The sequence below is a fragment of the Nocardioides sp. Z30_9 genome (assembly GCF_058215735.1).
This window is the reverse complement of record NZ_JBZAJF010000001.1, coordinates 709,113-722,233: the sequence shown is the minus strand read 5'-3', so window position 1 is coordinate 722,233 and position 13,121 is coordinate 709,113. Positions and strand designations below refer to the sequence as shown.

Here is a 13,121-nt window from a genome sequence, read left to right as displayed (position 1 = left end):
CTACTCCTTGCCCTGACGCGCCTGCGCGACGTGGTCGCGGACGGTTGGGGCGATCTCGTTGCCGAAACGGGCCAGGGTCACGGGGTCGTCCCCGCCGATCAGGAAGGCGCTGATGCCGTGCTCCAGTGCCATGAGGGTGAGCCGGTCGACCCAGGCCTCGGGCGGGCCGTCGAGGAACCCCCGCCCGGTCGGACTGAGGCTGGCGTGCATGAAGTTCATGAGTCGTCGTACCGAGGCCGGCTGTCGTCCCGCCTCATGGGCCGCGTCGTCGATGCGGGCGTTGGACTCCGCCAGACCCGCGAGGCCGCCTTCGACGTACTCGATGCTGGGCAGCCAGCCGTCAGCCAACGCGCCGGTGAGGGCGAGCATCCGGGGCTTGTAGGCGCCGACCCAGATCGGGATCGGGTGCTGGGGGAATGGCCCCCGGCGACCGTCGCTGACCCGGTAGAACTCTCCTTCGTGAGTGAAGGGCTCCGACGAGTCGGTGTCCCAGGCGTCGCGGATGATCCCGATCGCCTCGGCGAGGGCGGAGATGCCCTGTCCGGTGCTCAGCCTCCTGGCACCCATGGCCTCGATGCCGTCCCAGAACGCTCCGGCGCCGATCCCGAGACGGAACCTGCCACCCGAGAGCCGGTCGACGGTCGCCGCGGTGCGGGCGAGGCCGAGAGGGGGGCGCAGCGGCAGGCTGGTGACGTTGCCGCTGAGGGCGATCCGCTCGGTCTTCGAGGCGGCGAACGTCAACAGGGTGGACGTGTCGTGGAACTGGTGCTGGTAGGGGTGGTCCTGGAACGTGACCAGGTCCAGCCCCGCCTGCTCGGATGCGACTGCGAGATCCACGGCGCGTCGCGCGGGCCGGCCCACCGGGGTGACGAAGCTGCCGAACAGCAGGTCGTGGCCGTAGTCGTGGCTGGTCATGGGGTCTCCTCGTCGACGAGGCCGCTCGTGTCGACCACGGTGTGGCCTGCTGGTGGGATGTTGAAGTTGTCGCGGAACAGGTTGTCGGGGTCGTACTGCGCCTTGAGCCGGCGCAGCCGGTCGAAGACGCCGGGTGGGAAGGCGTCGAGCAGCCGCTCCGGGCGTCGATCGGTCTCGAAGCTGAGGTAGAGGCCGTCGAAGTGCGGCCGCAGCCGCTCCCACCGCGCAGAGAGCAGATCGTCGCTCGAGCTCATCGCGGCGAGCTGGAACATGGGGGTGCGGTGGGAGTAGGCCATGGCGTCCGGTGGGACGTCGGCGATCGCTCCGCCCATGGCGCGCAGCTCGAGGAAGTAGACGAGGTCGCTGCTGAGCAGCTCGGCTGCGTCGTGTGCGAACTCGCGGGTCAGAGTAGGGATGAACGCCGAGCGCGAGACGGGCTCGCCGAAGCCCCGCTGACCCTCGGGTCCGATGTCGACGGCGTTGTCCATCACCCCGGAGTAGGGCGTCATCACGACCTGCTGGCGGGCCAGCTGTCCCAGCTCGAGGAACGGCGTCAGGCGTTCGACGACGATGTCGGGGTCGGGGTTGTCGACCACGACGAACAGCGACACCACCCACACCCCTTGGTGCCGCCGGCCGGTGACGAAGAAGGCGGTCGTGTCGCGCGGTGCGTTGCCGGCCACCTGCCCGTATCGGTAGAGGGACTCCTCGATGTCGTCGGTGACCAGCGTGAGCTGCGCCCACCCCACCTCGCCGACCACGGAGGCCTCGAACTCGAAGGCCGTGGCGATCCCGAAGTTCGCCCCGGCACCTCGCACCGCCCAGAACAGATCGGGGTTCTCGGTCTCGGACGCGCGCACGGGCGTGCCGTCGGCCAGGACCAGCTCGACCGCGCGCAGGCGGTCGATCGTGAGGCCGTGCTTGCGGGAGAGCAGGCCGATCCCGCCGGCCGTCGCGAGCCCGCCGGCCCCCACGCCGCCGTAGTCGCCCGAGCCGAGCGCCCAGCCGTACGGGCGGAGGGAGTGCGCGATCCGCTTCCAGGTCCGGCCGGGACCGATGCGCACCAGCCGGCGCGCTTCGTCAAGCACCTCGATCCCGTCCAGCGCGCCGACGCTGATCACCAGGCCGTTCCGATTCGTGGAGCGGCCGCTGATCCCGTGACCCGCGCTCCGGATGCCCAGGGGCACCTGGGGGTGGTCGCGGGCGAAGGCGATGGCATCGGCCACCTCAGCCACGGTCCTCGGCCGCAGGACCAGCCCCGGTGAGCCGGAGCGCAGGTAGGTCGAGGAGACCGACGCGTGCTCGGGGTCCCCGGGCTCGACCGCACCGTCGACCAGGCTGGCCGGCACGGCGTCGTAGTCGATGCCTGGCACCCGTTGCGCCAGCACCAGCGCGGACCGGTGCCGCCCGCCGCCTGGTGACAGCTCGTCGAGTGCTGCAGCCAAGGGAGCCAGGCGACCGATGTCCTCGGTGTCCCGGACGCGCACCAACGGGATCGTCGACCCCACGGCGTCTCGGATCGCCGTGGTGTCCGCGCCGGCGTCGACTGCGGTCCAGCGCGCGCCCGGAGGGAGATCCCGGTCGGGGGCAAGGGCGGCGAGGGTCGCCCGGGACTTGTCGGCAACCGCCGCCACCGACGAGTCCGGGTCGACGGGGTCGTAGGCGTCCGGGCGGGCAGGAACCCCGACACGGAGTCGCGAGGTCACTCCGACGACCCACGTCGCGAGCGCCCAGGGATCAGCCTGGCCGCGGCCCTCGATCACCGCGATGTCGATCCCGTGCTCCTCGGCCGCCCGGGCCAGTGCGACCAGCTCCTCCGGGCCGGCGCTGTCCGCGTCCAGCAATACGCCGATCTCCACATCAGACCCCTTTCCTTGGTGCCGCAAGTAGTATGTTGCACATACGAACTAACAGAAGGGGTCGCCAATGCATTCCCACCTGATCGATCGTGCTGGGGACCACACCGTGGGGATCGTGGGGTTCGGCAGGGTCGGAACGGTCCTGGCCCGCCTCGCTCGCGACGCGGGCTACCGGGTGCTGGTGGCCGCTTCGGGTGATCCGGCGGCGATCGACCTGACTGCGGAAGTCCTCGCTCCGGGGGTCCGCACCGCATGGACCTCGGAGGCCGTCGAGACGGCAGACATCGTCATCCTGGCGATCCCGCTCCGCGCTCACGTCGACCTGCCCCCTGACCTCCTGGCCGGCAAGGTCGTCGTCGACGCTGTCAACCACTGGCTGGAGATCGACGGTCCTCGCGACATCTGGCTGGACCCCGCCGAGTCCTCCAGCGAGCACCTTCAGCGGGCGTTCCCGAAGGCACGACTGGTCAAGGGTTTCAACCATCTCGGCTACCACGACCTGGACGAGCGCGCCCTCCCGCCCGGTGCGCGGGAGCGGGTTGCGGTCGCGCTGGCCTCCGACGACCCCGCGGCGGCCGCGACCGTCGCAGAGCTCGTCGACGACCTGGGCTTCGACCCGCTCCGGATCGGTCCGTTGCGGGCGGGACGCGTCCTCGAGCCCGGAAGTCCCGCGTTCGGGGCTGTCCTGAGCGAGGAGGACCTCACGCAGCTGGTGACAGAGCTGCTCGCGAAACCTGGACGGATCTCTGCCTGAGCCGGCTGCTAGTGATCCGCGACCTCGTCGGTGAGGGCGTCCAGTACGGCAGCACAGGCATCGACGGAGTGATCGGCCTGGTGGATGCCCATGGCGAGCCTCGCGGCCTGCTCGACGAACTCGGTGCGGACCTGGGCCGGGACGCCCTCGAACACGGCCTCCTCGGCCGCTGCCACCTTGGCCTCGAGCTTGGCCAGCTGTCGACTCCCTCGTCGCGTGATCGCGATCCTGCGGACCCGACGATCCGACGGATCTGTCTGGCGCTCGACCAGGCCCGCCGCTTCGAGCGAATCGATGATGTAGGGCATCACCGTCTTGTCGATGTTCAGGTGCTTGGCCAGACCGCTCTGCGCCGGAGCGCTGTTGTGGCCCACGAACGACAGGATCTGGTATCCGCGCGGACCGTGCGGCACCCCGGACACCGCCTGCTCCACTTGTTCGTGCCATCGGCGCAGGATCACCCCCAGGTACCAGCCCAGGTCAGATCCCGGGATGCCCTCGGTCGGCGCGCTGCTGACATCTTCCACCCGATCGATGCTACCTCGGTCTGCTGGCACACATACTGTTGGTCGGACCATCTACTGCCCATGGGCAGGGCTGTCCGGGCGATGCCGCTTGCGGGCGGAAGCGGCATGACGGTGGACCCGGCCGTCACCGCTCCGACGACGCCGTAGTCGGTGGTGCGATCTGGATCCGTGGACATCGACTCGCTCCTCGCTGCGTCTCAGGCGTGTCCGAAGGCCGTACGCAGGGTCGATGTGGCCTGGTCGATCGCGGCCTGGGTGGCGTGGGTGCTGCGAAGGGCGTTGAGCATCACGAAGTCGTGGATGACGCCCTGGTAGCGGGTCGCGACGACCGGCACTCCGGCCGACCGCAACCTGCGCGCGTACGCCTCGCCCTCGTCGCGCAGCACGTCAGCCTCGGCGGTGATGACCAGGGCCGGGGGCAGGCCGGTCAGCTGGTCGGTCGTGGCCCGCAGTGGTGATGCGGTGATCTCGGCGCGTTCCCCGTCGTCGCTCGTGTACTGGTCCCAGAACCACTCCATCGCGTCGCGACGCAGGAAGTATCCCGTGGCGAACTCCTCGTAGGACGCGGTGTCGAAGGCCGCGTTCGTCACCGGGTAGAACAGCACCTGCTGGACGAGGGGGACGTCGCCGCGCTCCTTGGCCATCAACGTCAGCGCCGCCGCCATGTTGCCGCCGACCGAGTCGCCGGCCACGGCGATCCGGGTGGGGTCGAGCCCGCGCTCGGCACCGTGGTCGACCACCCAGCGCGCCGCGGCGTAGCCCTGCTCGATCGCGATCGGGTAGCGAGCCTCGGGGGACAGGTCGTACTCCGGGAAGACCACCGCGGCACCGGTGCCGACGGCGAGCTCGCGCACCAGACGGTCGTGGGTGTGCGCGTTGCCGAAGACCCAGCCGGCGCCGTGCAGGTAGAGGATCACCGGCACCGGGCCATCGGCATCAAGGGGCCTGATGACCCGGACGTGGACCGATCCGGTAGGACCGCCCTCGACGGTGAGCCACTCGTCGTGGACTTCGGGCTTGGTGATGTCGCCGGACTGCACCTCGTCCACTGTCTTGCGGCCCTCCACCGGTCCCAGGTCGAACAGGTACGGCGGGTCGGCGGTGGCGGCGGCGAACTCCGCAGCCTGGGGTTCGAGAACGACCTCGGATGTGGTCATGTCGTCGTCCTTTGCTCGGCTGCTCGCCGCCACCGGCGGTGTGCAGCTGTTGGTCGGTAGGCCATGAGCCTCTTCGACCAAGGCCGCTGGTCGCCCCCGTGCACCCCCCGGTCCGCACCCGCGTCGGGCCCGTGTCACCCGGGCGCCCGCCCCTCCCTAGGCGCGCTCGACCGAGCCCATGAGTCGAGCTCGACGACAGACTGCCGGGCCCAGAAATGACGATGGCCCCCGGGGAACCGGGGGCCATCGGTGATCGAATGAGGAATTCGACCAGTTTACGAATCAGATGTCGTAGTAGTGAGTGATTCAGCGTGCTGACCTGCGCAAACGCCCCATACAGGCGCCGCGGGGGTGCAGTGGGTACGCACAGCGGAGCAGCATCACTGCTCACTACCGTCGGCGCCGTCCTCGGGGTCGGGCTCGACAGCGTCGCCCGCCAGCATCGCGTCGATCGCGGTCTTCGTCCGCTCGGTCGACGAGGGCATCGGGTGAGTGTAGGTCCGGAGCGTGAATCCCGGATCGGCGTGGCCGAGGTACTCGCTGAGAGCCAAGATCGACTCGCCTGAGTCGAGCAGAGTGCTCGCGTAGAAGTGCCTCAATGCGTGACACCCGTTCTGCCGCTTGACCTCCAACCCCGCCCGTTTGAGCGCGGGACGCCAGACCGAAGAGTTGAAGTAGTTCCGGTTGAGCGCACCGGTCTCGCGCGTGAAGAGCAGCAGGTCGACGGTGCGTGGCTTTCCGTCGGTGCGATCCCAGGGCAAGGTCACCGAGCGGGGCAGGGAAGCGCGTCACGTGCTGGTTGATCCGCTCCAGCACACCATCGGGAAGAGGAACCGTTCGGACCTTCCGTCCCTTCGGGAGCCCGAAGATCAAGCGGTTTCCGCCAAGGACCTTCACCTGACGATTGATCTCGATCTCGCCCGTGTTGAGGTCGATGTCGGCCAGCGAGAGCCCGAAGATCTCGCCCTGGCGCAAGCCCAAGCCGACGCCGAGGTCGATGACCAGCTGGTAGCGCTCGGGCAGTTGCTCCCGAACAGCCATCGCCTGTTCACGGGTCCACGGTTTCAGCTTTCTGGGGTCCGACTTAGGACGCTTGACTGAAGGCGCCTTGCATGGGTTGCGGGGGATCAGACCGTTGTCGACTGCCGCAGTGAAGACGGAGGAGACGTTGGCGTAGATGACCTTTTGGTAGTTGCCCGAGAGGCCAGTGAGTGTTCGCAGCCACCCCTGGATCGTCGACGGTTGGAAGTCGGCCAGATTCCGAGAGCCGAGAGTCGGCATCACGTGTAGTCGGAAGCGCAGCTCGACCATCTCGACGGTGCTTTGCTCGAAGGTCTGAGCCGCAAGCCACTTCGCGGCGTACGCGTCGAACGGGACCTTGCCTGCGTCCGGATCGAAGTAGTGGCCGCGAACCAGGTCCGCTGACACGTTCGCCTTAAATCTGTCTGCGTCGACCTTCCATGGGAATGACTTCGCCCTCGCGCGCCCGTCGGGCTCGCGCCACCGCACGCGATAGGTGGTCTGCTGTTTGCCATTGGCGTCCTTGCGAACGCGCCGCTCAACCCACGCCATCGTGATCGACCCCGTGCTCCTCGAGCCACGACCGCACGATCGCGGGGTCGTAGCGGAGGTAACGGCCGACGCGGTACGCGTCCGGTCCGCAACCTCGGTGCCGCCATTGGTACAGCGTCGAGACGGGGATCCCGAGGAACTCGGCTACCTCGTCAACCGAGAGCAGGCGCTCCAGCACAGTGCGCGACCGGGAGACAGTCTGGCGGGAATTAGATGTTTGGGACATCGACAACCCCTCCTTTGGTCGGACGATGGATAAGCGCTGAGTGCAGGTCGACTCGCGTCGGTCCCGGGGCGGCCGTGGGCAGTTCGTCCTTTGGGCGCAGTCGCGCGCGGACGGTCTTCACGACCGCGAAATCGGTCGCCGATGTGATTGGGACGAAGCGTTCGCGGACCGGGTGGACCAACCGTCCGCCTCCGCCAACAAGGCACGGGAGCGTCACTCGCTTGAAGTAGGCACCACGCTCGACCCCGGCAAGGCCACCGATCTCGCGTAGCTGCCTCTGCATGGCGGAGTAGGTCTCGGCGCGTTCGGCCCAGCGTTCGGAGAGACGTTCGTCGATGCGGGCGGCGAATGGCGCGAGGTGCGCGGAGACGAGGCGCTGGGAATCCACTATCAGGCGAAGGTTCGTCGCGTTGGGCACCGAATTCATCCGGACCACGAGGTTGTGCTGAGCCTGCAGCACGCCGAGGGCGCCGGGACGGACCGCGCCGGTGATGACCTTCGTCTTCGGTCGCCAGCCGAGGTGATCGACGGCGTAGTCAGGTCGGCCGAGATTCACGTCCAGCGCTGCGGCCAGCGAGGCCCAGCCGAGGCGGGCACTCTGGGCGAGCGGCTCCCAACTGGGTGTGTTCTTGTACCGCTGGTCGAGGACGACCAGTGCCTGGGTCAGGGCGGCGACGTCGCCGACCAGAGCCTGGGCCTGTGGCGCGGTCATATGCGCGGCCACGCGCTCGCTGGTGTCGTGTTCGGCGAGAGCCGCGGCACAGGCGGCGAGACGCCAGCGGTCCACCATCGGGTTGGCGTTCGGGGTGGCGAGAACCTCGGTTGACGCGGGGCTCGCGGTCGACTGCTTCTTTGCGAGCTCGATCGCCCGCGCCAGTTCGCTTGCCGCGGTCAGGTGGGAGCCGCTCGAGCTGACTGACCGGAACGGGTTGGGCTGTGCCGGCGGCATGTTGGAGAAGGCGAGCGGGCTGGCGGCGCGCATCGCCTGGCCCAACCAGACGATCACGGTCTGCCGGTAGGTCCGGATCAGTCCGCCGAGTTCCTCGCGATCCTCGGGCGTCGCCCCGGCCAGCCGCTGCTGCACTCGGTGTTGCCGGAGAAGTGCTGCGAACTCTGCACGCATCGCCGCGCCGGTCTCCCCGTACATCAGATGCCGTCCAAGGTGTATGCGTCATCGAGCATGGCGATGATGAGCTCGACGGTGAGCGGGTCGACGCCGTACTGCTCCAGCTGCTCCAGCGCTGACGTGGTGACAGCCAGCAGAATGGCCCGGTCTTCAGTCAGCCCGTCGGTGTCGGCCGATGGGCTCTCGTCCCGGTGGACGCGATCGAGCTCGATGAGAACGTGCTCATACGCCGACGAGGCGTCGATGGTCGAGGCCTGATCCGCGAGCGCAGCGAGGTAGGAACGCGCTTGCGCCAAGGTCAGTGCGTGGGGGAGAAGCACGACCAACTCCTTTCGTGGCTGGAATGCCACCGTCGCCAGTGCGTCGAGTCGCGTCGCTAAAGGACGCGTAGCCTGTGGAACGAAGGTGTGCGGCGGCGCCCATGGGGCGGATCTGGCTCAGCCGAGCACGGACTGCCTGGCAACGGCTTCGGCGGCCTTCCGTCTGAGTACGTCGGCCCGAACGACCTCCTCGAAGTCGTGCAGGCGGTCAGCGATGGAGATCTCGCCGCCCAGTTCCACCCCCTTCTCGCCGGGCCAGACGCTTTGGCGCGTCGGGCGATCGCGGTCGAGGCGCGTACCGCAGATCGCGACCCAGTCCCGCAGCCCGGTCCTGGCCCGAAGGTCGACATCGTCTGGCCGACCCGCTTCTACGGGGTCAAGACGCTCAACTCCGACAAGATCGCACTTGAGTTCAAGAACGTTGCCGACGAGGTGCTCGCACACCTTCGTTCCGGCGAGAACACGAGCGTCACGGTTCGGATCGAGATCGAGGCCACCGACTCGAAGGGCTTCAACGAGAGCCGTGTCCGCACGGTCTCCGAGAACGCCCGAACCCTCAAGTTCGACCAGTCGGGTTTCGAGGAAAGCTGAGGGGAGATCTAGGTGCCGGTTTCGGGCGACCACGCTCGATCGCGCGAGGTCGCCCGATCCAACCGCAGCAAGCGCCACGATCCCGACTAAAGCTCCCAGCCTTCCCCGACATCCAGCAGTGAGTCTGACAAGACGGCTACTTCGGTTGCCTTGACGACGCGATGAGCCGAGTAGTTCAAGCCAAATCGGCGCACCCGGCGCTCGGCGTACAGCTCGTCGACCTGGGGCACCGCGTCATACGTGAGCAGCCAAGTGCCTGCGGCCTTGGAGTTGAGCTCCTTGGCGAGGGCCTCGTGGTCTTCGGCGTTGAACGAGTTCATGTACAGGGAACCCGCCTTTTCGAAGTATGGAGGATCGGCGTACACGAAGGTGTTTGACTTGGCGGCGTACTTCCGGACGACGGCACGGCCATCTGTGCTGGTCACTTCGATCTGATCTCTGAACAATCCGAGAGTGCGGATTCGTTCAGCCAAACCATCTCGGTTGAACCGAGCGTCGATCAGGTAATTTCCAGTCTGATCGAGACCACCGATCGGACCACCATTTAGGACGCCAGATCGATTGGTTCGGTTGAGGTAGAAGGTTGCGAAGCCCAGTGCGCTGACATCGCTGCCGCGCGAGCTGTAGATCTTCTTTTGCCTTTGCCACTCCTTGACGTTGAGCGGCACCTTCCTGACACGATCGATCATCGCCTCCGGCTCGGCCTTCAGCGACGCCCAAAAGGCGTGGATCGCAGGGTCGAGGTCGTTGATGACGACTCGACTGACCTGACCCGTGACCAAGAGTGCAAGTCCGGCTCCTGCTCCGCCCGCGTACGGTTCCACGTACGTGCAGCCAGCCAGCTCATTTTCGCGAATCACTTTCCGCAACCGGCCGTAGAGCGCTCCCTTGCCGCCCGGGTACCGGAGCGGTGAAGCCAGCACGCGTTTCCTGGCGGCAACTGTGGCGCTCATGGCGCCAACAATTCGCGAAGGATCGGATCGATGGATTCCCAAGCTCGCTCGACCTCGGTTGAGTCAACGCTGAACTTGTAGTTGTGGTTCGCCGCGTTGAGGGCGTCCTTGGTCTGCGTGAACTCGGCGAGGCGTCCGCCCTGAACCCGGCGGGCCGGATCGACTAGATCCTTCTTGTGCGTGCCCCAATACTCGACGACCCACGTTAGGCAGTTGTGGAGCTGCACGCGCCCATTGTTTTGGTGCTTGGTCTTCGCGATCTCCACACCCTTCGCATCGGCGTACGCCTTGATCGACTTCTCGAGGATCGCGCGAAGCATCAGGAACGCAGCGTTGGGGGTCCGCTGAATATTGATCACCGAGAGCTCGGCGAAGTGCGCCTTAAGTGGCTCTCCGAATGCGTCGGGAACCGTGACACTGCCGATGGGCAACGCCGTGGTCTTGGCCTTCGACTTGTCCTTCGGAGTTGGCTTGGTCGGTCCGTGCCCGGCCTGACCGGTATTCCCAGTCGCGCCGCCAGCGCCGCGAGCCTCGCCGGTGCCGCCAGTTCCTCCAGCCGGACCGCCGGATGCGCCGCCCGCGCCCGTGGAGCTGCTACCGGTTTCACCGCCGGGGGTTGGGGTGCCTCCACCGCCGGTACCGGCAGTAGGCGACTGTCCAATGGCCGCACGAATCTCTGTCATGAGCTGAATGAACCGGGGGCTCGTGACCTTGTTGAGCGTTCGGGTATTGATGCTGCGCTCCTGCATGCCTTGAACGATCAGGCGGGCGACGGCGTCGAAGGCAGAATCATCGAGCGATGTCTGCAGGGTGCCGTCGGTATCAAGGCCAATACCGGTGACGTCGCGGAAGTCCTTGGACTCGAAGATTCGCGTCAGTGCCGAGAAGCCGGTTTTCCAATCCTTGCTGCCGATGAAGTCGGCGAGGTCCGGTTCCCCGGTGACGGCCTGCTTCAAGCGGTTCACCAGGCGGGCACGCAGCACGAAATCCGGGACGTCGACCGTCGGGTATCGATCGAGTAGCTGCTTGTACTTCCGCCCAGCATCGATCTGGGCCTGGAAGAACGCTGCCTGGCGGGCCGGGGACCACGGCTTGCGTGGGTTTGAGGTGTGAAGGGCTGCGATGAGTTGGTCGGCCTGAGTCTGGTTCGGTGCTACGAGAACCTCGATGCTTGCGAGGCTGTCGCGGACCTTGCCCATAGCCTTCGCGCAAGCTGCGACCCGGGACTCGTATGAAGGCACGATCTTGGGGTTTTGGATCGCCTTCAGAGCGGAAAGCCGGCGGTTTCCTTCGACGACGATGTACTTGCCCTTGCGCTTGACGACGATAGGCACCTCGTGCGTGAGGTAGCCAATCTTCGCGATCGCGTCGACGAGGTCGAAGGCGTTCTCGTTGTCGAACAGGTCCTCGATAATGTCGGCCTCAACCTGAGCGCTCGTGGTCTCGAGCCGGACGTTCTTGGGGTCGAGAAGCAACTGGTCCTGGACGCGCAGCGTCAGTCGCTGCCAAGCAGATGTGTCCAGCACGGTTTCCTCCAACCACCACCATTCAACGAGACGTCGAAGGCCAACCTTATCCGTGGCGTACGTCGGCGGGGCGCAGATTGCAGCCATGTTCCTGAGGTGGTCCCACAACCTACTGCCCAACGGTGCAGGCAACGTTGCTGCCCGGCAAATAGCGTGCGGACCATGACCGCCGAAGTTTCAGGCGACCAACCCGCCAGAGCGGCAGATGGGGCTCCGCTACGCGGGGACTTGTCGACTCTGCGGGATTCGGTTGGCTGCGCGATCTGAGGCGATCTATGAGCGCCACACCAAGTCGGTGCGATGCGTCGAGTGTCCGAGCGACGACGCCACTCTTCCTGCGGCAGGCGACCCGGACGCGGTTACAAGTAGAGTTCGCACCTGAAGTTGCGGGAATCGCGGTATCGTCTGCACGCCGCGAGTACGAGAGGCGTAGGGCCAAGGACGAGACGCCGACATTCCCGAAGGTTGTACGAGCGGCTGGACCGGCTAGGTCGTGTGTCGCGTGGGCCTTCCGCAACGAACTAGATGTTACCTACCTAGTGTGGAGTCGACGCCGTGCGGCACGCGGCCCGGCTCCCGAAGGCCAGCGAATCTGGACTCGATCGCGGCCGCCCCTGCGAATAGGTTCTTCGCCAGCACCATTTTCATCTCCTTGACGACAGCCATCGTGGCGAGCCATTCGATGTCCTCGGCCCAGCACTCGTCCGGTCCGGTTGCCTTTCGAATCTCTCGTAAGGTGACTGCACAAGTCGCCCGTACTGTCCGTTCAGGCAGGACGCCCCACCAGCTGGACGGCGTGCCGTGTTTCGCGGCGTCCTGAAACACCGGCAAGTCGTACAACCATCGCGAAGTCCCGTTGGTTGTCGCGATATCGAGTACTGCTGCGGGGGCGGCGGTCGCCCTGAGGGCTTCCGCTGCAGTCACCATCACCTCTCCGTAGCAGACGTGGAACAAGAGCAGGTGAGCAAAGAATGTCGACCCGAGCGTCCGCAGAAGCTCCATGTCGACCTGTTCAACCGGGACGATTCTGATCCTGTCGGCCAAGTCGTCGTACGCCGTAGTCATAGCGTCGAGGGCGATCTTGGCGGTGTTTCGATCGAGCGCTTGCGAGCGGATCAACTCTTCGTCGAGGACGCCGGACTCGAACCAAATCCTTCCGCGGTGGTCGGTCGACACCTTGACGTGTTGGCCGCATATCGCAGTCGCGGATTCCATGAGACCGACCTGCTGCATCTCGAACTCGGCTGGCGTGTAGGTGCGATCTGGCCAGAGACACACCGCGCCTCGCCTCGCCCCGACGTACTCGAACATCGCCAGTGGGGCGCCCGACTGCTTCCCCGCGAGTCTGGCGTTACCCGAGTGGATGGTGACTTCGCCTCGCGCACCAACGGACGCCTCGCCGCTTCCCGTGAGCGTGACGCCGGTAATCCAGCCGAGATCTCGGCCGTGCAGCATGGCGACCCGCAGCAGGTTCGCGCCGTGGCACACCGGATTTCCGTTCCGGGTAACCAGGATGGTCGCTCCGGAGGCCAGAAACGTACGGGCGACGGGAACCGTGAGGGCGTCGGCCCACGCGATCACGACTCCAGGTTCTC

12 protein-coding genes and 2 pseudogenes are annotated in these 13,121 nt (G+C 66.6%); 2 read left to right on the top strand and 12 right to left on the bottom strand.

What is annotated here, in order from left to right; all coding sequences use genetic code 11:
- Both AC4BGB_RS03640 and AC4BGB_RS03635 read right to left on the bottom strand, forming a co-directional pair.
- A complete protein-coding gene (locus tag AC4BGB_RS03640) occupies positions 1-915 on the bottom strand; it encodes an LLM class flavin-dependent oxidoreductase (protein WP_490544803.1) in 915 nt (304 codons plus the stop codon).
- Positions 912-2,774 (bottom strand): FAD-binding oxidoreductase, encoded by a 1,863-nt coding sequence (locus AC4BGB_RS03635; RefSeq protein ID WP_490544802.1) that lies wholly within the window; start codon positions 2,772-2,774, stop codon positions 912-914. Before AC4BGB_RS03635 ends, AC4BGB_RS03640 begins: the two co-directional genes overlap by 4 nt.
- 67 nt (positions 2,775-2,841) lie before the next feature.
- On the opposite strand from AC4BGB_RS03635, the gene AC4BGB_RS03630 reads away from it, so the two are divergent.
- Complete coding sequence (locus AC4BGB_RS03630; protein ID WP_490544800.1) at positions 2,842-3,528, top strand: NADPH-dependent F420 reductase; 687 nt, start codon at positions 2,842-2,844, stop codon at positions 3,526-3,528.
- A gap of 8 nt (positions 3,529-3,536) precedes the next feature.
- On the opposite strand, the gene AC4BGB_RS03625 is transcribed toward AC4BGB_RS03630, so the two are convergent.
- The 7 genes and pseudogenes from AC4BGB_RS03625 to AC4BGB_RS03595 all read right to left on the bottom strand — a co-directional run bounded on the left by AC4BGB_RS03625 (position 3,537) and on the right by AC4BGB_RS03595 (position 8,456).
- Positions 3,537-3,989, bottom strand: a complete 453-nt coding sequence (locus AC4BGB_RS03625) for a MarR family winged helix-turn-helix transcriptional regulator (RefSeq protein ID WP_490544798.1) — start codon at positions 3,987-3,989, stop codon at positions 3,537-3,539.
- A 263-nt stretch (positions 3,990-4,252) separates the two neighbouring features.
- Positions 4,253-5,212, bottom strand: a complete 960-nt coding sequence (locus AC4BGB_RS03620) for an alpha/beta hydrolase (RefSeq protein WP_490544796.1) — start codon at positions 5,210-5,212, stop codon at positions 4,253-4,255.
- A gap of 545 nt (positions 5,213-5,757) precedes the next feature.
- Positions 5,758-5,979 (bottom strand): annotated as a pseudogene (locus AC4BGB_RS03615) (site-specific integrase); the annotation flags it as partial.
- 82 nt (positions 5,980-6,061) lie between these two features.
- Positions 6,062-6,523, bottom strand: a pseudogene (locus AC4BGB_RS03610) (tyrosine-type recombinase/integrase); the annotation flags it as partial.
- Positions 6,524-6,770: 247 nt separating this feature from the next.
- Complete coding sequence (locus AC4BGB_RS03605; RefSeq protein ID WP_490544794.1) at positions 6,771-7,010, bottom strand: helix-turn-helix transcriptional regulator; 240 nt, start codon at positions 7,008-7,010, stop codon at positions 6,771-6,773.
- Positions 6,994-8,157 carry a hypothetical protein gene (locus AC4BGB_RS03600; RefSeq protein ID WP_490544792.1) on the bottom strand — a complete coding sequence of 388 codons (1,164 nt, stop codon included), beginning with the start codon at positions 8,155-8,157 and terminating at the stop codon, positions 6,994-6,996. Before AC4BGB_RS03600 ends, AC4BGB_RS03605 begins: the two co-directional genes overlap by 17 nt.
- A complete protein-coding gene (locus tag AC4BGB_RS03595; protein ID WP_490544790.1) occupies positions 8,157-8,456 on the bottom strand; it encodes a hypothetical protein in 300 nt (99 codons plus the stop codon). The genes AC4BGB_RS03600 and AC4BGB_RS03595 overlap by 1 nt, the downstream gene beginning before the upstream one ends.
- A gap of 198 nt (positions 8,457-8,654) precedes the next feature.
- Here AC4BGB_RS03595 and AC4BGB_RS03590 point away from each other — a divergent pair, with 198 nt between their 5' ends.
- Complete coding sequence (locus AC4BGB_RS03590; protein WP_490544788.1) at positions 8,655-9,047, top strand: hypothetical protein; 393 nt, start codon at positions 8,655-8,657, stop codon at positions 9,045-9,047.
- Positions 9,048-9,133: 86 nt separating this feature from the next.
- On the opposite strand, the gene AC4BGB_RS03585 is transcribed toward AC4BGB_RS03590, so the two are convergent.
- The 3 genes from AC4BGB_RS03585 to AC4BGB_RS03575 all read right to left on the bottom strand — a co-directional run bounded on the left by AC4BGB_RS03585 (position 9,134) and on the right by AC4BGB_RS03575 (position 13,107).
- Positions 9,134-10,000 (bottom strand): DNA adenine methylase, encoded by an 867-nt coding sequence (locus tag AC4BGB_RS03585; RefSeq protein WP_490544786.1) that lies wholly within the window; start codon positions 9,998-10,000, stop codon positions 9,134-9,136.
- Positions 9,997-11,526, bottom strand: coding sequence for a hypothetical protein (locus AC4BGB_RS03580; RefSeq protein WP_490544785.1), 1,530 nt, complete (start codon positions 11,524-11,526; stop codon positions 9,997-9,999). The genes AC4BGB_RS03585 and AC4BGB_RS03580 overlap by 4 nt, the downstream gene beginning before the upstream one ends.
- 528 nt (positions 11,527-12,054) lie before the next feature.
- Positions 12,055-13,107, bottom strand: coding sequence for a hypothetical protein (locus tag AC4BGB_RS03575; RefSeq protein ID WP_490544783.1), 1,053 nt, complete (start codon positions 13,105-13,107; stop codon positions 12,055-12,057).
- Positions 13,108-13,121 lie beyond the last annotated feature (14 nt).